Source organism: Kitasatospora sp. UYEF31, assembly GCF_057291755.1.
The window spans coordinates 1-20,730 of sequence record NZ_JBXAWK010000056.1; the positions used below are offsets into that span (position 1 = coordinate 1).

Annotated in this window: 15 protein-coding genes, 1 tRNA gene, 1 other RNA gene and 1 pseudogene; 15 read left to right on the forward strand and 3 right to left on the reverse strand. The window is 69.3% G+C overall.

All coding sequences use genetic code 11. The features are described 5' to 3' along the window. Positions 1-90: 90 nt before the first annotated feature. Positions 91-444, forward strand: a pseudogene (locus AC0Z36_RS23470) (tyrosine-type recombinase/integrase); the annotation flags it as partial. A gap of 66 nt (positions 445-510) precedes the next feature. Here AC0Z36_RS23470 and AC0Z36_RS23475 read toward each other — a convergent pair. Then, a tRNA-Ser gene (locus AC0Z36_RS23475) sits at positions 511-595 on the reverse strand. A gap of 96 nt (positions 596-691) precedes the next feature. On the opposite strand from AC0Z36_RS23475, the gene ffs reads away from it, so the two are divergent. The 10 genes from ffs to AC0Z36_RS23525 all read left to right on the forward strand — a co-directional run bounded on the left by ffs (position 692) and on the right by AC0Z36_RS23525 (position 11,011). After that, an RNA gene (ffs, locus tag AC0Z36_RS23480) (signal recognition particle sRNA small type) lies at positions 692-788 on the forward strand. A gap of 152 nt (positions 789-940) precedes the next feature. Next, complete coding sequence (locus AC0Z36_RS23485) at positions 941-3,436, forward strand: DNA polymerase III subunit gamma and tau (protein WP_485465003.1); 2,496 nt, start codon at positions 941-943, stop codon at positions 3,434-3,436. Positions 3,437-3,611: 175 nt separating this feature from the next. Further along, a complete protein-coding gene (locus AC0Z36_RS23490) occupies positions 3,612-3,959 on the forward strand; it encodes a YbaB/EbfC family nucleoid-associated protein (protein ID WP_485465004.1) in 348 nt (115 codons plus the stop codon). Positions 3,960-4,186: 227 nt separating this feature from the next. Further along, positions 4,187-4,786, forward strand: coding sequence for a recombination mediator RecR (gene recR, locus AC0Z36_RS23495; protein ID WP_485465005.1), 600 nt, complete (start codon positions 4,187-4,189; stop codon positions 4,784-4,786). Continuing rightward, a complete protein-coding gene (locus tag AC0Z36_RS23500; RefSeq protein WP_485465006.1) occupies positions 4,779-5,474 on the forward strand; it encodes a DUF5063 domain-containing protein in 696 nt (231 codons plus the stop codon). The genes recR and AC0Z36_RS23500 overlap by 8 nt, the downstream gene beginning before the upstream one ends. A gap of 171 nt (positions 5,475-5,645) precedes the next feature. Continuing rightward, positions 5,646-6,911 (forward strand): aspartate kinase, encoded by a 1,266-nt coding sequence (locus AC0Z36_RS23505; protein ID WP_485465007.1) that lies wholly within the window; start codon positions 5,646-5,648, stop codon positions 6,909-6,911. Further along, positions 6,908-7,996, forward strand: coding sequence for an aspartate-semialdehyde dehydrogenase (locus AC0Z36_RS23510; protein ID WP_485465008.1), 1,089 nt, complete (start codon positions 6,908-6,910; stop codon positions 7,994-7,996). The genes AC0Z36_RS23505 and AC0Z36_RS23510 overlap by 4 nt, the downstream gene beginning before the upstream one ends. A 547-nt stretch (positions 7,997-8,543) precedes the next feature. Beyond that, positions 8,544-9,062: a SigE family RNA polymerase sigma factor gene (locus tag AC0Z36_RS23515; RefSeq protein ID WP_485465035.1), complete on the forward strand. Its 519-nt coding sequence runs from the start codon at positions 8,544-8,546 to the stop codon at positions 9,060-9,062. Next, positions 9,062-10,174 (forward strand): hypothetical protein, encoded by a 1,113-nt coding sequence (locus tag AC0Z36_RS23520; RefSeq protein ID WP_485465009.1) that lies wholly within the window; start codon positions 9,062-9,064, stop codon positions 10,172-10,174. The genes AC0Z36_RS23515 and AC0Z36_RS23520 overlap by 1 nt, the downstream gene beginning before the upstream one ends. 30 nt (positions 10,175-10,204) lie before the next feature. After that, positions 10,205-11,011, forward strand: a complete 807-nt coding sequence (locus AC0Z36_RS23525) for an SURF1 family protein (RefSeq protein WP_485465010.1) — start codon at positions 10,205-10,207, stop codon at positions 11,009-11,011. 51 nt (positions 11,012-11,062) lie between these two features. Here AC0Z36_RS23525 and AC0Z36_RS23530 read toward each other — a convergent pair whose 3' ends face one another. Together AC0Z36_RS23530 and AC0Z36_RS23535 are read right to left on the reverse strand one after the other, a co-directional pair. Next, positions 11,063-12,877: a S9 family peptidase gene (locus AC0Z36_RS23530; RefSeq protein ID WP_485465011.1), complete on the reverse strand. Its 1,815-nt coding sequence runs from the start codon at positions 12,875-12,877 to the stop codon at positions 11,063-11,065. A 336-nt stretch (positions 12,878-13,213) separates the two neighbouring features. Continuing rightward, the gene (locus AC0Z36_RS23535) at positions 13,214-16,591 is read right to left on the reverse strand and encodes an ATP-binding protein (protein ID WP_485465012.1); all 3,378 of its coding nucleotides are present in this window, start codon (positions 16,589-16,591) and stop codon (positions 13,214-13,216) included. Positions 16,592-17,381: 790 nt separating this feature from the next. On the opposite strand from AC0Z36_RS23535, the gene AC0Z36_RS23540 reads away from it, so the two are divergent. The 4 genes from AC0Z36_RS23540 (at position 17,382) to AC0Z36_RS23555 (ending at position 20,650) form a co-directional block, all read left to right on the forward strand. After that, positions 17,382-17,597, forward strand: coding sequence for a hypothetical protein (locus AC0Z36_RS23540; RefSeq protein ID WP_485465013.1), 216 nt, complete (start codon positions 17,382-17,384; stop codon positions 17,595-17,597). A gap of 24 nt (positions 17,598-17,621) precedes the next feature. After that, positions 17,622-19,160: a GMC family oxidoreductase gene (locus AC0Z36_RS23545; protein ID WP_485465014.1), complete on the forward strand. Its 1,539-nt coding sequence runs from the start codon at positions 17,622-17,624 to the stop codon at positions 19,158-19,160. Positions 19,161-19,322: 162 nt separating this feature from the next. Beyond that, positions 19,323-20,435: an NAD(P)-dependent alcohol dehydrogenase gene (locus AC0Z36_RS23550; protein ID WP_485465015.1), complete on the forward strand. Its 1,113-nt coding sequence runs from the start codon at positions 19,323-19,325 to the stop codon at positions 20,433-20,435. Then, complete coding sequence (locus tag AC0Z36_RS23555) at positions 20,432-20,650, forward strand: hypothetical protein (protein WP_485465016.1); 219 nt, start codon at positions 20,432-20,434, stop codon at positions 20,648-20,650. The genes AC0Z36_RS23550 and AC0Z36_RS23555 overlap by 4 nt, the downstream gene beginning before the upstream one ends. The last annotated feature ends 80 nt before the right edge of the window (positions 20,651-20,730 follow it).

The following is a 20,730-nucleotide window of genomic DNA, read 5'->3' on the forward strand; positions in this document are numbered from 1 at the left end:
TCGCCAAGCGCATAACGGACGAAACAACACCAACCTGGCGAGGGACTTACTAGTGCATAAAGGTAAATTTGCCTACATTAAACGCCCTCTCAGACCGGGTACGTCTTCACTTCGCCGACCGGGGCCCCGCTGATGCCGAGCACGGACTACGACGCGTGGAAGCAACTGCTCATCGACGCGAAGGTCCGGGACGGACGTCTGCACGACGCACGCCACACCGCCGGAACCATCCTGCTCATCCTCGGAGTGCCGGAGCGGGCCGTCATGGAAATCATGGGTTGGTCGTCGACGTCGATGGCCGCTCGGTATCAGCACATGACGGCAGGTATCCGGCGGGACGTGGCTAAGAAGGTCGGCGGTCTCGTCTGGGAAGTTGCCAAGAAGAAGGAAGGCAAGAAGGCCAAGAAGAAGGGCAAGAAGAAGGGCTCTCCGAAGGCTCGTTGAGACTACGGATGAGACTAAAAAACGCAGAAGCCCCGCACTGGTGAACAGTGCGGGGCTTCTGACCTGCGGAGGATAGGGGATTCGAACCCCTGAGGGGTTTCCCCCAACACGCTTTCCAAGCGTGCGCCCTAGGCCACTAGGCGAATCCTCCGTGGAGAACATTACCCGACTGGGGAGGGTGGTCGTACACAGGTATCTCCCGGGGGTCGTGGTGTCGGCTGGAGGCGGGGTTCCGGTACTGTAGCTGCGGGACCCCCCGCGTGGTGGCATCCGACTGAACTCCCCCAGGGCCGGAAGGCAGCAAGGGTAGGTTGGCTCTGTCAGGTGCGCGGGGGGTTCTTTTGATTTTCCGGCCCGACACCAGCCCCGCACCGGCCCGACACCAGCCCGACATCGACCCCACACCGGCCCGTATCGGCTCCGGACGGCCTGAGCGCAAGACCCGCCTCCGGGCTGTGGTCCGCAAGTGTCGGCCTCCCCGGCTAACGTTGGGGTCGTGTCGCTAGCCCTGTACCGCCGCTACCGTCCCGAGACCTATGCCGAGGTCATCGGGCAGGAACACGTGACCGACCCGCTGCAGCAGGCGCTGCGCAACAACCGGGTCAACCACGCCTACCTGTTCAGTGGGCCCCGTGGTTGTGGAAAAACGACCAGTGCGCGCATCCTCGCCCGCTGTCTCAACTGCGAGCAGGGCCCCACACCGACCCCGTGCGGGGTGTGCCGGTCCTGTCTGGACCTGGCCCGCGGCGGTGGCGGCAGCCTCGATGTGATCGAGATCGACGCGGCCTCGCACGGTGGCGTCGACGACGCCCGTGACCTGCGAGAGAAGGCATTCTTCGCACCGGTCCACTCGCGCTACAAGATCTACATCATCGATGAGGCCCACATGGTCACCTCGGCGGGCTTCAACGCCCTGCTGAAGGTGGTCGAGGAGCCGCCGGAGCACCTGAAGTTCATCTTCGCGACCACCGAGCCTGAGAAGGTCATCGGCACGATCCGGTCGCGGACGCACCACTACCCCTTCCGGCTGGTCCCCCCGGGCACCCTGCGCGACTACCTGGAGAAGGTCTGCGGGGAGGAGGGCATCGCCGTCGACCCGCTGGTGCTTCCGCTGGTCGTCCGGGCCGGTGCCGGCTCCGTCCGTGACTCGATGTCCGTCATGGACCAGCTGCTCGCGAGCTCCGCCGAGGACGGCGTGACGTACGCGATGGCGACCTCCCTGCTCGGTTTCACCGACCGGGCGCTGCTCGATGAAGTGGTCGACGCTTTCGCGGCCCACGACGGTGCTGCGGCCTTCCAGCTTGTCGACAAGGTGATCGAGGGCGGCTACGACCCGCGCCGGTTCGTCGCGGACCTGCTGGAACGTCTGCGTGACCTGGTGATCCTGGCCGCCGTCCCCGACGGCGCGGACAACGGGCTGATCGACGCCCCCGTGGACCAGCTGGAACGCATGGTCGAACAGGCCGGTCACTTCGGTCAGGTCGAGCTCACCCGCGCGGCTGACATCGTCAACTCCGGGCTGACCGAGATGCGCGGGGCGACCACGCCCAGGCTTCAGCTCGAACTGATCGTCGCCCGGGTGCTGCTGCCCGCCGCCGACCACGGCGAGCAGGGCCTGCAAGCCCGTCTCGACCGCCTGGAGCGGCGGATGGCCCTGGGTGTGCCCGTGGCGGCCGGGTCGCCCCCTGTCGGAGTCGCGATTCCGGCGGCGCCCGCCCAGCAGGCGGCACCGACCTATGCGGCACCGACCTATGCGCCCCCGAACCAAGCGCCGCTTAGCCACCCGGCACAGCACCCGGCAGCACCGCAGCAGGCGCCTGGGCAGATCGCGCCGACACAGCCCGCAGCCGCGCAGCAGCAACCCGTACAAACTGCTTCGCTGCCGCCCGCCCCGGCAGCATCCGCTCAGCACGCACCGCAGTCCCCGCACCAGCAGCCTGCCCAGCCGCTGGCCCCGGCCGTCCCCCAGGGGCGGGCCCCCGGCAGTTGGCCTCTCCTGCGTTCGGCCGGCAGCGGACCTGCCGCGTCCCCGGCCGCACCGACGACCCCGCAGCCCCCCGCGCCGCAGGCCGCCCAGAACTCTCAGCCGGGGCACCCGACACAACTGGCCCAGCCTCTGCGGGGACAGGCTCCCCAGGGGGCCCCGGCACCGCAGCACCAGGCTCCGCCCGTCGGCGTGGTCCCTGCCGGGGACGCCTCGGCCATCCGCCAGATGTGGCCGGACATCCTTGAGAAGGTCAAGAACAAGCGACGCTTCACCTGGATGATCCTGACGCAGAACGCCCAGGTCGTCGGAATGAACGGCAACACGCTCACGGTGGCGTTCATCAGCGCCGGGGCTCAGGAGCGGTTCGTCGGCGGCGGCAGCGAGGACATCCTCAAACAGGCGATCTCCGAGACGCTCGGCGGCGAGTGGCGTATCGAGGCCGTGGTCGACCCCACCAAGGAGCCGGGTGGAGCCCCTGCCGCAGGAGCGTTCGGGGCACCTTCGGCACCCCCCGCGTCTCCGCCGGCCGCTGCCCCGGGCAGCGACTGGTCAGCCCAGAACCAAGTTCAGAATCAAGTTCAGAACCAAGCTCAGAATCAAGTTCAGAACCAAGCTCAGAATCAAGTTCAGAACCAAGCTCAGAATCAGGCTTACAACCAAGCCCAGAACCAAGTTCAAAACCAGGTCCAAGCCCAAGCCCAAAGCCAAGCCCAAGCCCAAGCCCAGAACCAGGCTTTCAACCAAGCCCAGCCCCAGGGCCACACCCACTCGCAGCCGCCGTCGGCCACACCTCCCCCCAACGGATTCCAGCCGACCGCGCGGCCCGCCGCCCGGCCCAGCGCGCCGCAGTCGGAGCCTCCCGTGCCGCCGCCGGTGCACGTCGCCCCCGAGGACGACGTGGTCAGCGAGAGCGACGAGAACATCGACGACGAAGGTGCCTCCGTACAGGCGTTGCTCGCTCAGGAACTGGGCGCGACGGTCATCGAGGAGACACCGAACTACTGAGTTCTCAATCCACGGGTGACAATCGGGTGGACGGCCTCCGCCGTACGGATGAGGCCGGATGCCTCGCGCGCCCGCTGTCTGTCACGGGCCCCAGGCCGTAGGCTCGTGCCGAGCGCCGCCGGAGGGCTTGTGCGGCGGTGTGGATCGACGACAACCGAGACGAAGGTGACTTCAGGTGTTTCCCGGTGGCGGCGCGCCAGACATGCAGCAGTTGCTCCAGCAAGCGCAGAAGATGCAGCAGGACCTCATGGCCGCGCAGGATGAACTCGCGCGCACACAGGTCACGGGAAGCGCCGGCGGTGGCCTGGTCACCGCGACGGTGACCGGCGCGGGCGAGTTGCTCTCCCTGGAGATCTCGCCGCAGGCGGTGGACCCTGAGGATACCGAGACACTCGGCGACCTGATCGTGGCCGCCGTGCGGGCGGCCAACCAGGCCGCTACCGACATGGCGGCCAAGACGATGGGGCCGCTCACCGAGGGTCTCGGCGGCGGCATGGGAGGCCTTGGCCTGCCCGGCATGTGATCGGGGGGTGTCGGGCCGACGCGGTCAGCCCGACACTGTCAGGCGTACGGACGTTCCCCAGAGTGAGTGCGGACGTGCGGGGGACCGGAAGGGCCCAGCAGTCTCAGAAGGCCTAACAGCGCCGACAAGTACCAACAGCTCCAGCAGCACCGGCGGTGCCAGCAGCACCGACAGGTGCCCCGGACAAAAGCAAGAAGACCAAGAGCAGCAAGGAGTCGTGAAGCCAGGTGTACGAAGGTGTCGTGCAGGACCTCATCGAGGAGCTCGGACGGCTTCCCGGTGTGGGGCCCAAGAGCGCACAGCGCATCGCCTTCCACCTGCTCGCGGCGGACCCGGCGGACGTCCGGCGGCTGGCGCACACGCTGATCGAAGTCAAGGACAAGGTGCGCTTCTGCACTGTGTGCGGCAATGTTGCTGCGGCCGAGCAGTGCCGTATCTGTCTCGACCCGCGCCGTGACCGCTCGGTCGTGTGCGTGGTGGAGGAGTCCAAGGACATCGTGGCGGTTGAGAAGACCCGTGAGTTCCGTGGTCGCTACCACGTGCTCGGCGGGGCGATCAGCCCGATCGAGGGGGTCGGCCCGGACGATCTGCGGATCCGTGAGCTGATGGTCAGGCTTGCGGACGGCACGATCACCGAGCTGATCCTGGCCACCGACCCCAACCTGGAGGGGGAGGCCACGGCCACCTATCTGGCCCGCCTCGTCAAGCCGATGGGGATCCGCACCACCCGGCCTGCCAGCGGGCTGCCGGTGGGGGGCGACCTGGAGTACGCCGACGAAGTCACGCTCGGACGTGCCTTCGAGGGGAGACGACTGCTCGATGTCTGACCAGACCACACAGTCCAAGGCCACCACGGCCGCGGCGGCTGACAAGAAGTCCACTGAGATCGTGGACAACCTCGACGACTTCACCATGGAGGTCGCCGATCAGATCGAGAGTTTCATCGTCGCGGTCACTGAGGTGGCCAAAGCGGAGGAACCTTCCCGCGCGGTGTCGATGCTGCTGCTCGAACTGTCCCAGCTGATGCTGGCCGGCGGGCGGCTCGGCGCGATCGGGGACATCGTTCCTGAGGAGCGCTTCGAACCGGACGCCGGTCCCGACCCGGATGTGGACGCGATGCGTTCGGCGCTCGGCGAGCTGCTTGAACCGATCGACGTCTACTACGAGATCTTCGATCCGTACATGCCGAATCCGAAGCCGGCCGCCTTCCGGATCTCTGACGACCTGGTCGATGTGGTGACGGACCTGGCCCACGGGCTGGCCCACCACAAGGCCGGTCGCAGCAGTGAAGCGCTGTGGTGGTGGCAGTTCTCCTACCTCGCGAACTGGGGCGCGACGGCGAGTGCGTCGCTGCGCGCGCTGCAGGCTGTCGTGGCCCACAGTCGGCTCGACGACCCGGTGGTCGAGTTCCTGGACCCGAACGGCGATGCCGTGGGCGACGACCTCGCCGCGGAATTGGCCGAACAGCTCGACGACGCGATGGCCATAGGCGCACCGCAAGGTGACGGGAAGTAGCGCGGAGTCACCTTGCCTGTTGTGGGCGGGCAATTTTCCGAGGTGCAGGTCAATCAGTGACGTGGTTCACGGACTGATACGGCTGTCTCGGCATATGAATACGTCATCGACAGGCATTTCGCCTCGTTAGACTGTGCCGACCGCAGTCGGAATACGAAGCGAGGAGCGCACGTGGGCCTTGTCGTGCAGAAGTACGGAGGCTCCTCCGTTGCTGATGCCGTGGGCATCAAGCGCGTCGCCAAGCGAATTGTCGACACCAAAAAGCAGGGCCACGAAGTGGTCGTGGTGGTGTCCGCGATGGGTGACACGACGGACGAGCTCATCGATCTCGCGCAGCAGGTGAGTCCCATCCCTGCCGGGCGCGAGCTCGACATGCTGCTCACCGCGGGTGAGCGGATGTCCATGGCCTTGTTGGCGATGGCGATCAAAAACCTCGGGTTCGAGGCCAGATCGTTCACTGGCAGCCAGGCCGGGGTGATCACCGACGCGGTCCACAACAAAGCGCGCATCATCGATGTCACGCCTGGTCGGATCCGCTCGGCCCTGGATGAGGACGCGATCGCGATCGTGGCCGGCTTCCAGGGTGTTTCGCAGGACACCAAGGACATCACCACGCTCGGCCGCGGCGGCTCCGACACCACCGCCGTCGCGCTGGCCGCAGCCCTTGAGGCTGAGGTCTGTGAGATCTACACGGACGTGGACGGCGTGTTCACCGCCGACCCCCGTGTGGTGAAGCGGGCCAAGAAGATCGACCGCATCTCCTACCAGGAGATGCTGGAACTGGCCGCGAGTGGCTCGAAGGTTTTGCACGTTCGGTGCGTCGAGTACGCCCGCCGCTACAACATGCCCGTACACGTGCGGTCGTCCTTCTCTGGGCGCATCGGCACGTGGGTGAGTGATGGATCCGAAGGGGACGACGTGGAGCAGGCGATCATCTCCGGTGTAGCCCACGACACCAGCGAAGCAAAGATCACCGTGGTCGGTGTCCCGGACAAACCGGGAGAGGCTGCGAAGATCTTCCGCGCGGTGGCGGACGCCGAGATCAACATCGACATGGTCGTACAGAACGTGTCGACGGCCGTGCGCCGTACCGACATCTCGTTCACCCTGCCAAAGTCGGACGGGCAGAAGGCGATGGAGTCCCTCACCAAGGTGCAGGGCGAAGTCGGCTTCGAATCGCTGCGCTATGACGACCAGATCGGGAAGATCTCGCTGGTCGGTGCCGGGATGCGGTCGCACCCCGGGGTCACCGCGCACTTCTTCGAGTCGCTGTCCGAAGCCGGTGTGAACATCGAGATGATCTCGACTTCCGAGATCCGCATCTCCGTGGTCACCCGCGCCGACGACGTGACGAACGCGATCCGCGCCGTCCACACGGCATTCGGTCTGGACGACGAGGCCGGCGAAGCAATCGTTTACGGAGGTACCGGCCGATGAGCGGCTATGTCTACGACGGTGCGTACATCGGCAAGGGTCCGACCCTGGCTGTGGTCGGCGCGACCGGTGCCGTCGGCACCGTCATGCTCGACATCCTGTCGAACCGGCAGAACGTGTGGGGCGAGATCCGGCTCCTGGCTTCGGCCCGGTCGGCGGGCAAGAAGCTCACCGTCCGCGGTGAAGAGGTCGAGGTCGTCGAGCTGACCGAGGACGCCTTCGACGGTGTCCACGTCGCCATGTTCGACGTGCCCGACGAGGTGTCCGCCCAGTGGGCGCCCATCGCCGCCGCCAAGGGTGCTGTCGCCGTCGACAACTCCGGTGCGTTCCGGATGGACGACGAGGTGCCGCTGGTGGTGCCCGAGGTGAACGCCGCCGCGGCGCGCATCCGCCCGCGCGGGATCATCTCGAACCCGAACTGCACAACACTGTCGATGATCGTCGCGCTCGGTGCGCTGCACCAGGAGTTCGGCCTGCGCGAGCTGGTCGTCTCGTCGTACCAGGCGGCCTCCGGCGCCGGGCAGCCCGGTATCGACGCGCTGCGCGAGCAGCTGTCGAAGGTGGCCGGCTCCACGACGCTGGGCACCCAGCCCGGCGATATCCGGCGCGCGGTGGGCGACTTCGGCCCGTTCCCGGCGCCGCTGGCGCTCAACGTCGTGCCGTGGGCGGGTTCGCTCAAGGAGGGCGGCTGGTCCTCCGAGGAGCTGAAGGTCCGCAACGAGTCCCGCAAGATCCTGGGGCTCGCCGACCTGAAGGTCTCCGCGACCTGCGTGCGGGTGCCGGTCATCACCGCCCACTCGCTCACGGTCCACGCCGTGTTCGAGAACGCACTGACCGTCGAGCGCGCCCGGGACATCCTGGACAGCGCCCCCGGCGTGGTCGTCTCCGACGACCCGGCCAACGGCGAATTCCCCACCCCCGCCGACGTGGTGGGCACCGACCCGACCTGGGTCGGCCGGATCCGCCAGGCACTGGACTTCGAGAACACCCTCGAACTCTTCGTGTGCGGCGACAATCTGCGCAAGGGCGCGGCGTTGAACACCGCGCAGATTGCGGAGCTCATCGCGACGGAGCTTGCGGAGTCGTGATCTACCAGCACAGTGCGACGGAGCTTGCGGAGTCGTGATCTACCAGCACAGTGCGACGGAGCTTGCGCAGTCGTGATCTACCAGCACAGTGCGACGGAGCTTGCGCAGTCGTGATCTACCAGCACAGTGCCGCAGAGCTCTCGGAGTAGTTCCGGATACGGTTCGAAAACGTCAGACGTACGGCCGACAGGTACGCAGGACCGGTACCCGTCGGCCGTTCTGCTGCCCGGCTTCCCCGCGGCGGGTGCTGACGGTGGATCATGTGACGGGGCGATTATTCCGGGCAAGCCGTCGAATCCGGCGGCTGAGTCCAATAGCCTCCTAGGCGGCAGTCGAGCTTCCCGGCAGGCTTCCGACATGCTCCGATGCGGCCGGCGTGATCCCGACGCGGGCAGGACGTGATTCACACCACCTCGGGATTACTTAGTGAGTACAACCTTCCTGGGGAGCCGGGTGTCCAACAGTCGTGGCAGATGTAGTCGGGGTGAAACTGGGCACCCGCCCTACGCGGCCGGGTGCCGGTTCGGCGACGGTGGCCGGGGCGACGATGGCGGAGGCGGCCGTGTCGGTTGAGGCAGGGGCGTCCGTCGACCTGCTTACTGAGACCTACCAGGCCCACTACAAGTCCTTGATGCGGCTCGCGGCGTTGCTTCTGGACGACCCCGAGACGTGCGAGGACGTGGTCCAGGAGGCATACATCAGGGTCCACTCCTCGCGGCACCGGCTGCGTGAGCCGAGCAAGACGCTCGCCTATCTGCGGCAGACGGTGGTGAACCTGTCCCGGTCGACGCTCAGGCGTCGGCTGAACGCGATCCGGCTGCTGCCCAAGCCGACGCGTGAGGACGTGAGTTCGGAGGACAGCGTGTACGGAGTTCTGGAACGGGACGCTCTGCTACAGGCGTTGCGCAACCTGCCGCGTCGGCAGCGCGAGGTCGTCGTGCTGCGCTACTACGAGGATATGACCGAGGTACAGGTGGCCGCAGCCCTCGGGCTGTCCGCGGGATCGGTGAAGTCGTACGCTTCGCGGGGGCTAGAGGCTCTGCGGGCCCGAATGGAGACGGCGTGATGAACGAGCGGGATCCGCAGACGGACGAGAACCGGTGGGGCGGACCGGACGATCCACGTGCGGCCCGCAGGGACGGGCTGCCCGAGTCCTCCGCCGACCCCCTGGGTGACGCGTTGGCCGAACAACTGCGGGCCCGACTGCACGCAGTCGTGGAGGATGTGACCCCGGCGCCGGACGCCCTCGCCCGCCTGCACACCGCTGTGCCCGCCAGGCGCCGGCGGCGGCGCGCCACCGTCCTCGCCGCCGTCGCGGCCGTGGCCATCGTGGGGGTGGCCACGCCCGTACTCCGCAATGTGGTGATCACTGACAATTCGGCGAAGGGCACCGTCGGCTCCGTTTCGGAGAGTCCGGACGCCGACAGTGGTACGAAGTCGGCTGCCGGGTCCTCCCATGCGGGGAATGCTTCCGACACTGCCGCGGTCGACGGTGGAAAGTCGGCGAACGGGACATCCGGAGTTCCCGGGACCTCCGCGAACGTCCCCGGGAGTACCGGCCTACCGTCGCTTCCGCCGAGCCAGCAGACGGGGGCCCCCCAGCCGGGGACCGTGACGACCGGCCCGACGAGATCCGCGGGGCCGACCGGCAGTGCCCTGCCCACGCAGCCGCCGAAGCCGTCGCTTCCCCCGACCGCGCCCGTGCCGCCCCCGTCTGTCCCCTGCAACGCCTTGGACCTGGAGCAGGTCGAAGCGCGGTTGGGCGAGACGGGTGCGGACGGCATCGCCTACGGAACCATCCAGATCCGCAACAAGGGCGCCGTCGTGTGTCAGGTGTCGGGCCCGGGTGTGGTGATAGTGGCCAACGGCCCCGGAAACCCGCCGATCCAGGTCACGGTGACCATGCACCAGGCCGGCGACCCGGCGACCCGGCTGCCGGTCCTGCCGTCTTCCGCGGACGGGCTGCCGGTCAAGCCGGGGGCGTCGTACGAATTCCAGTTCGGCTGGCAGCCGCTGGCCGCCAGGGGTGACGGCACCTGTGCGGCGGACGGCCCCCCGGCGCCCACCCCGGCGCTGGGCTACATGCTCTCCGAGAGTGGGCTGAAGGTGGCCGACGTCCGGCTCACCGCGGCGTGCGGTGGGACGCTGTACCGCACTGACATCGGCCCGGCCCGCTAGGCGGTCTCCGGGCCGGGCTACCGTGGAGGGGTGTACCGCTTCCTGACGCAGCCGCGGTGGCTGGCCTTCTCCCTGCTGATCCTCGTTGCCGTGCCGACGTGCGCTGCGCTCGGCCTGTGGCAGTTCGCCCGCTACGGCGAGCACAAGGAGCAGGGCAAGTCGGTCGGTGAGGTGTCGAAGGACCCCGCCGTGGCGTACGCCGAACTGCACCCGGGCGGCCCGCTGCCGGGTGAGCACCGGGGCCGTGCCGTGATCGTCTCCGGCACGTACGACAGCGCACACCAGCTGCTGGTCCCAGGGCGGAAGCTGGAGGACGGCCGTACGGGCAGCTATGTGGTGACGCCCCTCATCACCAGGCCCGGGGCTCCGGCGGTCGTCGTCGTCCGCGGCTGGACCGCGGGCGGGCCGCGGCAGGCCCCGCCGGCCCCGGCCGGTCCGGTGACCGTCACGGGGCGGCTGGAGATGTCGGAGGCGGAACACACCACCGACGCGGACCGCGCCAAGGCGCTCGAACCGGGCCAGATCTCCATGGTCAACACTCCGGAGCTGGTCAACGCCCTGCCGTACGAGCTCCAGGACGGCTTTGTCGCGCTGACCGCCCAGGACCCGGCGGCCGACGGCGCGCTCACCCCGATGCCCCCGGCCAAGGCGCAGAAGAACAACGCGATGACCGGCAAGGCGTGGCAGAACCTCGGCTACACCGCCCAGTGGTTCGTGTTCGCCGCCGGTGCGGTCTTCTTCTGGTGGCGGGTGATCCAGCGCCGCGCCGAGGAGATCCAGGAGGCCCACGAGGCCGAGGTGCGCGCGAAGCTGGGGCTCACGACGACTTCGTCGTGAACGTACGAAAGCCCTCCGCGCAACGCGGGGAGGGCTTCCGTACGACCGTTTCTAGCCCTGTGTCGGCAGCCCCAGATGGCGCCGCACGAAGTCGAGTTCCTTCCCCACCTGCTTGATCCGCTCCTCCACCACCGCCGATCCGTGGCCCGCGTCGTAGCGGTAGACCTCGTGGACCGCGCCCAGCTCGTCAAGCCGCCCGACGTAGTTCTCGATCTGCCGGATCGGGCAGCGTGGATCGTTGAGGCCGGCGCTGATGAACACGGGCACGCGTACGGCCTGGACGTAGGTCAGCGGCGACGAGGCCGCGTAACGCTCCGGGACGTCCGCAGGGGAGCCGCCGAGCAGGGCCCGGTCCATAGCCTTCAGCGCCTCCATTTCATCTTCGTATGCGGCGACGTAGTCGGCCACCGGCACCGCCGCCAGACCCAGGGCCCAGGACTCCGGCTGTGCGCCGAGCCCGAGCAGCGTGAGGTAGCCGCCCCACGAACCGCCGGACAGGACAAGCCGCGCGGGGTCGGCGAGGCCCGACGAGACGGCCCACTCCCGGACCGCCCCGATGTCCTCCAGCTCGATCAGGCCGACCCGTTCCCGCAGGGCGTCGGTCCAGTCCTTGCCGTAGCCGGTCGATCCGCGGTAGTTCACCCGTACGACGGCAAAACCGTGGTCGACCCACGCGGCGACACCCGGTGCGAAGTGGTCGCCGTCGTGCGCGGTCGGGCCGCCGTGGATCTCGAACACCGTCGGGAACGGTTCTGCGCCGCCCGCGGGCTTGGACACCAGGGCGTGGACGCGGCCGCCGGGGCCGTCCACCCACACGTCCTCCACAGGCACTGAGGAGGGCGCCTTCTCACCCGGCGGGTCGAGGACCACCCCGCCGCCGGTCGTACGCACCTGGGACGGCGTGGCGCCGTCCGACCACTGGTATTCGACGGTTCCGTCGGGCCGGGCCGTCGCGCCCGACACCGTGCCGGACGGGGTGTCCAGCTTCTCCAGCTGTGCGGTGGAAAGCCCGTAGCGGAACAGCTCCGACCGTGCTTGGAACTCGTGTTCGACCAGGAGTGCGGTGCCGTCCGGGTACCAGTCGGCGGTCACGTCGCCGGGCAGCCCGAGGTCGATCTCCTGCTCCGCCCCGGTCACCGGGTTCCACAGCATCGGCTCCCAGCGGCCCCGCCGCTGGTGCGCGAGCAGCACCCGGGGGTCGCCGTCGATGGGGGAGAAGCCGGTCGCCGACAGGCCGAGGTCCTTGCCGTCGAAGAGGTCGGCGACAGTCGAACCGTCCAGGCGCACGACCCGCAGCGCGGGATGCATCGTGTCACCGTGCTCACTGTGCTCGACGACGATCAGCGTGCCGTCCTCAGACAGCCCGGACACGCCTGCGGACTCCCGGTGCTGATAGATCGTCACAGGATCCTGACCCGGGCGCACCACGTGGACCGTGGAGCCCTCCTCGTCGGTCGACCTGGCGACCACGGACACACCGTCCTTGCCGATCGCGAGTCCGGCCGGGTACGAAGGCTCAAGCCCGGGAGCGGCCGGCTCGTCCGCCCCGCCGCCGAACGGCTGGCGCATCCAGACGCCGAACTCGTCACCGTCGGTGTCGGCGAACCACCAGATCCACTCGCCCAGCGGGTCGAGCGTGGCCATGGTGGTGCCGTTCGGCCGGTCGGTGACCTGCCGTTGCGCGCCGCTGTCCCGGTCCCACGCGTAGATCTCGTACGTGCCGGAGGCGTTGGACAGGAACACCGCGCGCTGCGGCGCGTGCTCGGCCCAGTCGGGCAGGGTCACCCGGGACGCGCGGAAACGGCGCTGCCAGGCCGGGGCGGACGTCTCGTTCTGGTCAGCAGCAACAGGTTCAGGGGTCGGCATGGACCCATTCAACTACGAGAGCCCGGCGATCGGTGGGGGAGCCCCGGCGCTGACACTCCGCAACCGGCCGAAAACCGACTGAAGCCGCCCGCGGGCTACGCCTGGGCGCTCAACGGTCAGGCCACCGGCCCGCAGTGCGTCGAGCCGGCGGCGCTCATCGGTCAGCCGGTCCAGGAACGAGGCCATCGTCCAGCATGGACGCACCGCAAGCCGGGCTGCGAGGATGCGCGCCGCCAACGGCAGGTGCCCGCACGCCGACACGGCATGGGGGAACGCGGACTGCGGCCGGTTCCGGTTCGGGTCAAGTCAACGGGGAGTAGACGTCACTACGACTGGTCACGCCCTGGAACCCCCCGGTCTCGCGGCCCCTTCGCGGTCACTCCGCTCCCCGGTCTCCGGCTTCCGACGGTCAGCAGGCTCACGGCGTACGCAGTCGTCGATGCGTCGGAGGAGCAGTACGGCCTCCGACTGCCCGGCCAGGTCGCGCGCCCGCCGGAAGAGGGGCTGGGCGTGCGCGGGGTCGCCGGCCGCAGTGCAGGCCTCCGCCAAGTCGGTCAACGCCGTCGCGAGCTCGACCCTGGCTCCACTTTGTTCCAGGAAGACCACGGCTCTTTCCAGGGGTGCCACGCGCTGCTGGGCCGGGAGGGTGGCGGCCATCGCGCGCCAGGCCATGCCGAGCGGCCGCGGCGCCCCCCACCTCTCGGCTACGTCCAGGGCTTCCTCGGCGAGCGCCCGGGCCCGCTCGTGGTCGCCGATCTTGACCAGCTCCAGGGCCGCCGAACTGCGCCACGGCTGGAAGCCCGGGGTTTCGATGCCCCAGGCGGCCGCCCGGCGGCCGCAGTCCAGGAAGTGCGCGGCCGCCTGCTGCGCGTTCCCCTGCGCGGAGCGCAGCAAGCCGCGTACGTACAGCACCGTTATCCACGGCCAGGTCTCCGGCTCCGCGTGGTGCTGCGTGCTGTCCAGCCACTGTTCGGCCTCGTCGGTCCGGCCCAGGCCGATGAGGGCGTACGCATAGAGGCCGACCAGCGCAGCGGGGCGCCGTACGTTCTGGTCGAGCGGCACTGACGTCAACAGTCGGCATTCGGCGAGTGCCCGCCGGTAGTCGCCGCGGCGCAGGGCGGTCTCCGCCCGGTTGATGACCCGGCTCAGGTCGACGGCGGCGAAGTCGTTGTCGTTCGGTTGGTCGCACAGGTGCTCGGCCAGGGTGAGGTCGTCGCACCACACCGCGAGGCTGGCCTGTAGGCCGACCAGTTGGCGGGGCAGGTCCGTGGAGTCGGGGACGCTTTGCGCGGTGGGGAATCGTTCGAGTGTCTCCTTTGCGCTGTAACGCAGTCTGGCCGCGTCGTCCGCGAGCAGCAGCGCGGTGGCTATCGCGTCGTCCGCGGCGCACGTGGGACGGGTCGCGGAGACCTTCCGGATCATCGCGTGCCAGGTGCCCGGGGTGAGGGACGAGATGAACCATCCGGAGGCGCGAACGTCTAGCGCGGCGCGGGGGTCGACCGTTTCGGTCTCGGCGATCACCGTGTCCATGAGCTCGATGGCGGCCGTCGTCCGCCCCTGGGTCACCAGCACCCAGGCCAGGGGCACCACCGCGGTCGGTGGTCGCGCGAGTTCGCGCTGGATCTGCAGTGCTTCTTGGAGGTGGATGCAGGCCGCGTTCGGGTTGGTCTGCATTTCGGCCTGTCCGAGCCGGAGCAGGACGGCGGCTCGTTCGCCTGGCTCGGTGATGCGGGAGGCTGACTCCAGATAGCCGATCGCCGGTGCGGCGGCTCCTTCGCGCAGGCAGTCGTTCGCCGCATCGATCAGGACGGTCGACCATCGGGCCCACTGCGTCCCGGCCAACTCGCCGAGGTAGTCGGCGACTTCACGGGCTGGCCGTTGTGCCATCTGCGCCCGCCGCGCCGCCGCGACTCTGATGGCGGTCTTCGCCGCGGGCGAACAGGCGTTGAGGAGTGCTGAGGCGATGAGCGGGTGGCGGAGCCTCGGAGGTTCGGCCGAGGCCAGAACACCTCGGCGGGCCAGGTCGGCACAGCGCTGGAGCGCCTCCGCGAGAGGCTGCTCGCAGACCGCCGCCAGCAGCTCGACCGCCGGGCTGTGCTCGGCGAGGACGGCCAGCGCCTGGACGAGCCGGGCGTCCGCCGGATCATGACGGGTCAGCAGACACGACAGCGCGCGCGTGAAGTGGTCGGGTATGAGGTCCGGCGGCAGGCCGTCCCGGTGGCGGACCGGCTTGAGGTCCGCGAGCAGGGCGTGCACGAGCACCGGGACGCCGCCCGTGACGTGTTGGACGGCAGTGGCCAGCGGCTCGGAGTCCGGCGCGGCGAGGACCCGGCCGGCGAGTGCGGCGATCGCCGGCACGTCGAGCGGTCCCAGCGTGAGAGTGAGAGCGGCACGGGCCTCCAACTCGGCGTGCCACGCGGCGGCGGCGGCATCGGCGTGGGTGCCGGGCGCGACCTGTACCAGCAAAACCGGCTGGTGTCGCAGCCGCTGGGCCAGGATGACCAGTGCCTGCCGGGAGGTGGCCTCGGCGTCGCTCGCGTCATCGGCGAGCAGAACCAGCGGGCCGGCGGCGTCGGCCAGCTCCCGGCAGACCCAGTCGGCCAGGGCGCGGGCGTCGGCCGTGAACGCGGGGGCGGGCTGCGAGAGTGACCCGAGCGCCGCACGCAGGCCACCGACGAGGGCGGGTTCGCCGCCGCCTGTCAGCGGCAGCCGCCGACTGGCGGGCAACTGCCGGCCCACCTCGCGCAGCAGCAGGGACTTGCCCATGCCGGAACCCCCGGAGATCACCACCAGCCCACCCTGGCCGGACGGCAACTGGTCGGCGAGCGCGGTGATCTGACGGAGCTCGTGTTCCCTGCCCACCATCGGAAAACCGACGACCTGCCCAGCAGCAGCGGCGGCCGGCGGGGTGCCGAGTGGGCGCGGCGGGGGCTCACCGGCGAGGATTCGGGCGTGCAGGGCCCGGAGTTCGCTGCCTGGTTCCACACCCAGCTGGTCCACCAGCAGTTCCCTGGTCCTGGTGTACGCCTGGAGCGCTTCGGACTGGCGGCCACCGGCGTGGAGCGCCTGCATCAGCAACGCGTGCAGGCGCTCCCGCAGCGGATGTTCGCAGGTCAGCATCCTGAGCTGGTCGATCACCTGCTCGGCGCGTCCGCCGCTGACCGCGACCTCAAGGCTGTCCTCGACGACCACCAGCCGGCGTTCGAGCAGGGCGATGCGCTGGTGTTCGGCATAGGGGCCGGGAACCCCGGCCAGGGGCTCACTGGAGAACAGCGCGAGGGCTCGCGTGTACGACGCGTCGGCCGACTGCCACTGCTGGCGCGCGCGTGCTCGTTCCGCCTCGTTGACCAGGTGGTTGAACCGGCCGAGGTCGAGTTGGTCGTCGGCGATGCGGAGTTGGTAGCCGCCATGGCCGTACAGCAGGAGGACAGGTGGGGCTCCAGCCGGGCGGGGTGGTTCCAGCACGCTGCGCAGCGCCGAGACGTGGGTCTGGATCACCTTGGTCGCGCCGGCCGGAGCGTCCTCCTCGTACAACGCGTCCACCAGGCTGTTCACGGATACCCACTGGCGGCGACGGAGGGCCAACGCGCACAGCAGAGCTCGTCGCTGGGGAGGACCGAGGGCGATGGCCTGCTCGCCGCGGTTTGCCGTGACCCCGTTGAGCAGCGCGAATTGCAAGCCTTGCAGTGAACTGTCCACTGACACCCTGTTCATCCCCATATTGTCCTGTGGCACAGAACCCGAAATGTCTACTCCGGCATGGTATGTCATGAGCGTTTACTCCTTGTTGCATATTCGTTGAACGAGCTGACCATTGTGGTCATCACAAGCGGAGTGCGGGTTTTCTCCGCTGAGACAAGGAGTGACGATGTGCGTGCTGCCTGGCGCCGGGGTGGTGATCACCGGCGTCGCCGGTGGGATCGGGACGCGGTGAGACAGCGCGCTGAGCTGCTGAGCTGCTGTCCAGCTCCACCAGGCGCCCCTGTCAGCGCTGTGCGCTCGGCGGCAACTCACTGAGCCCCGCTCCCCCGCGCGCTCCCATTGCCACCTCCGCGACTCACCGCTCACCGCTCACCGCTCGGCACTCGGCACTCGGCGCTCGGTGCTCGGTGCTCGGTGCTCGGTGCTCGGTGCTCGGTGCTCGGTGCTCGGTGCTCGGTGCTCGGTGCTCGGTGCTCGGCTGACGTCAGTACTCGGAACGACCGTGCTGTGTGGCTTATTCCTGCCCGGGCCTGTGCGGCATTGCCCCAGCGGACCATTTAACCACTCACGCCGAGTATTTATCCTGGTAGGAACTCAATGAGTCGTGACGTTGATATCGCGGTAATCCATTCCTCCGCCATTGGCGGAATGCACGCACTCGCCAGCGCCGCCGTCGATACCGCGGAACAGCTCGGTGCGCGGGTGCGACTGCGCAAGGTGCCGGAATTTGTGTCGCAGCAGGCCATCGCGTCCACCGAGCACTGGTCGACGCACGGGGGCACAGGAAACCAAGATCGCGGCGATGAACAACACCTTCTATCACTGGGGGTCGATTATTTTCGCGCCAGGCTGCGCCGACCCCGTCCACCACATCTCCGGAAACCCGTACGGTACCAGCCATATTTCAGAAAATTGGAAGCTTCCGCCCGGCGGGAAACTCCTCGCCGAAATCGCATTCCAGACCCGATGCGCAGTCGAAATCGCGAACGCCCTCAAAACCGGTCTCACAGCTGCCTGACCGGCAAGTATTCGGAGTGAACCTGTGGAAAACACGAGTGGGGAAAACATCAGTTACGACCACATCGTCGTCGGTGCCGGATCAGCGGGTGCGGTGATTGCCCGGCGACTGGTGGAAGCCGGCCGCAGCGTCCTGCTCCTGGAAGCCGGACCGGTGGACGACACCGAGGCGATCCACAACCCCACGGGCTCCGTCCAGCTGTGGAACAGTCCCTGGGACTGGGCCTTCCAGACCGAGCCGCAGACGCACGCCGACGGCCGGCGACTGCCGTGGCCGCGCGGCAGGACGCTGGGCGGTTCCAGTTCCTTCAACGGCATGATCTACGTGCGCGGTGCGCAGGCGGACTACGACTCGTGGGCCTACCAGGGCGCGGCGGGCTGGGCCTGGAAGGACGTCGAGCCGTACTTCCGGCGGATGGAGGACTTCGACGCCGGCGCCGCGGGCGGGCGCGGCGTGGGCGGCCCCCTGCACGTCCAGCGCAACCCCGGTCCTGACCCGCTGGTCCGCGCCTGGGTGGAGGCCGGGCAGCAGTACGGCCTGCCGTACAACGAGGACTACAACAGCGGCGACCAACTGGGCGTGAGCTACACCCAGCACACCATCAAGGATCACCGCCGCCAGTCCACCTGGGTCGCCTACGGTCACGCCGTCCAGGACAACCCGCTGCTCACCGTCGTCACCGGCGCCCTGGTCACCCGGGTCATCGTGGAGGGCGAGCGCGCGGTGGGCGTCGCCTACCAGTTGGACGGGCAGGAGACCGTGGCCCGCAGCGCTGCCGACATCGTGCTGTCCGGCGGTGTCTTCGGAACCCCGCAGCTGCTGCTCCTGTCGGGCATCGGCCCGGCCGACCACCTGCGCGAGCACGGCCTGCGCGTCCGTGCGGACCTGCCCGGGGTCGGGCAGAACCTGCAGGACCACTGGTCGGCGCCGCTGGTCTGGAAGTCCACGCAGCCGCTCCCCGCCTGGGCCGCGCAGGGTCTGGAGGCGCAGTACTTCGCCACCAGCCGGCCCGGTCTGGCCGCCCCGGACGTCCAGCCGCTCTTCCTGTCGTTCGTCTACCCCGTGCCGGGTGCGGATCTGCCGGAGCACGGCTTCTCCGCGGTGGGCCAGTTGCTGCACCCCTTCAGCCGCGGCGAGGTGCGGCTGCGCTCCACCGACCCGACCGCGCCGCTGGTCCTGGACCCGAAGGTGTTCTCCGACCCGCGCGACCTGGAAACCCTGGTCGACAACCTGGAAGCGCTGCGCGACATCGCCGCGCAGAGCGCCCTCAAGGAATGGAACGACGGCGAAGTCCTGCCGGGCCCTGGCATCGCGACCCGCGCCCAGCTGCGCGACCACGTCCGCGCCACCGTGGTCTCGGGGCACCACCAGATCGGTACCGCCCGGATGGGCCTGGACGCCATGGCCGTCGTCGACCCCGAACTGAAGGTGTACGGGATCGGCAACCTGCGCGTCGCCGACGCCTCGGTCATGCCGCACGAGACCAGCGGCAACACCAACGCCCCCAGCATCATGATCGGCGAGAAGGCCGCCGACCTCCTCCTCGGCCGCAGCGCCGCATAGCCGTCCCCACCGCCACGGGCGGGTGGCGGGCGTTTTCCCCGGCACGCAACACCTACCCGGGCCACTCCCTCCTGCTCCGGCCACGGACCGGCCTCTCCTGCTCCGGCCACGGACCGGCCTCGACGTCCAGCGGGCCGGCCCGCCACGAACGGAAAGCACCGCATGCCCACCTCAGTCACCGCCGCTGTCTCCCGCGTGGCCGCCGAGGAATTCCACCTCGAAGCGCTGGAACTCGACGACCCGCGCCCGGACGAGGTCTTGGTCCGCTACGCGGCCGTCGGACTGTGCCACACCGACCTGGAGGCGGCCGCCGGCCGCCTGCCCACCCCGCACCCGGTGGTCCTGGGCCACGAGGGCGCCGGCACGGTCGAGGCCGTCGGCTCGGCGGTCACCGGCTTCGCACCGGGCGACCGCGTCGTACTCAGCCTGGATTCCTGCGGCAGCTGCCACAACTGTCTGGCCGGGCAGCCCGCTTACTGCGAACACCACATCCCGCTCAACTTCGCCTCCTGCCGGGCGGACGGCTCGGTCGGTCTGCGGGACGCGGCCGGGCGGAGCGTCCACGACCACTTCTTCGGCCAGTCCTCCTTCGCCTCGCACGGCCTCGCCCATGCCCGCGGTCTGGTGAAGGTCCCGGATGATCTGCCGTTCACCACGCTGGCGCCCCTCGGCTGCGGCATCATCACCGGCGCCGGCGCCGTGTTCAATTCCCTCGCGGTGCGGGCGGGCAGCACCGTGGCGGTCTTCGGCCTCGGCACCGTGGGCCTGGCGGCCCTGATGGCCGCCGCCGCTTCCGGGGCGACCCGCATCATCGCGGTCGACCGCAACCCCGGACGCCTCACCTTCGCCAAGGAACTGGGCGCCACCGATGTGGTCGACGCCGCAGCCGTCGACACCGCCCAGGCCGTCATGGAGCTGACCGGGGGACGCGGAGTGGACCACAGTGTCGAGTCCACCGGGTCCGTCCCCGTCATGAACACCGCCATCGGCGTCCTCGCCCCGCTCGGATCAGCGGCCGTCCTCGGAGTCGCCGGCCTCGACGCCGAGCTGAAGGCCAACGCCTTCGAACTGCTCAAGGGCCGCACCGTCACCGGATCCGTCATGGGCCACCAGGCCCCCGGCGTCCTCATCCCGCGCCTGCTGGACCTCCACCGCCAGGGCCGCTTCCCCGTGGACCGCCTCGTCACCACCTACCCGCTGGCCGACATCAACCGGGCCATCGCGGATGTCAGGGCGGGACACACCGTCAAGGCCGTCCTCACCCACGGCTCATGAGCACCGACGGCTTCTCCACGACCGGCACCGCCGACTGGTCCGTCCGCACCCGGCGTGCACTGGACCTGCACGCTGCCCATGGCGGCGCCGCGCGTCTGTCCGCGGCCGACGACCTCGCGGCCGACGACTGCGCGGGCCCGGTCAAGGCAGGCCCGGTCGACGCGGAAGCGGTCGACGCGGCACCCGGCAGCATCGCCGGCCGCCGCCACCGCTGACACCCCCCCACCCCCAAGGCCTGCGGAACCCGGCGCTCCCAACGGCCGGCCCCAGGGGTGCACGCACGTGCACCCAGACG

Coding starts and splice junctions, on each gene's coding strand:
- AC0Z36_RS23530 (WP_485465011.1), bottom strand. CDS start 12,877: ATGCCGACCCCTGAACCTGTTGCTGCTGACCAGAACGAGACGTCCGCC.
- AC0Z36_RS23520 (WP_485465009.1), top strand. CDS start 9,062: ATGAACGAGCGGGATCCGCAGACGGACGAGAACCGGTGGGGCGGACCG.
- AC0Z36_RS23510 (WP_485465008.1), top strand. CDS start 6,908: ATGAGCGGCTATGTCTACGACGGTGCGTACATCGGCAAGGGTCCGACC.
- AC0Z36_RS23500 (WP_485465006.1), top strand. CDS start 4,779: ATGTCTGACCAGACCACACAGTCCAAGGCCACCACGGCCGCGGCGGCT.
- AC0Z36_RS23555 (WP_485465016.1), top strand. CDS start 20,432: ATGAGCACCGACGGCTTCTCCACGACCGGCACCGCCGACTGGTCCGTC.
- AC0Z36_RS23550 (WP_485465015.1), top strand. CDS start 19,323: ATGCCCACCTCAGTCACCGCCGCTGTCTCCCGCGTGGCCGCCGAGGAA.
- AC0Z36_RS23540 (WP_485465013.1), top strand. CDS start 17,382: ATGAACAACACCTTCTATCACTGGGGGTCGATTATTTTCGCGCCAGGC.
- AC0Z36_RS23535 (WP_485465012.1), bottom strand. CDS start 16,591: ATGAACAGGGTGTCAGTGGACAGTTCACTGCAAGGCTTGCAATTCGCG.
- AC0Z36_RS23515 (WP_485465035.1), top strand. CDS start 8,544: ATGGCGGAGGCGGCCGTGTCGGTTGAGGCAGGGGCGTCCGTCGACCTG.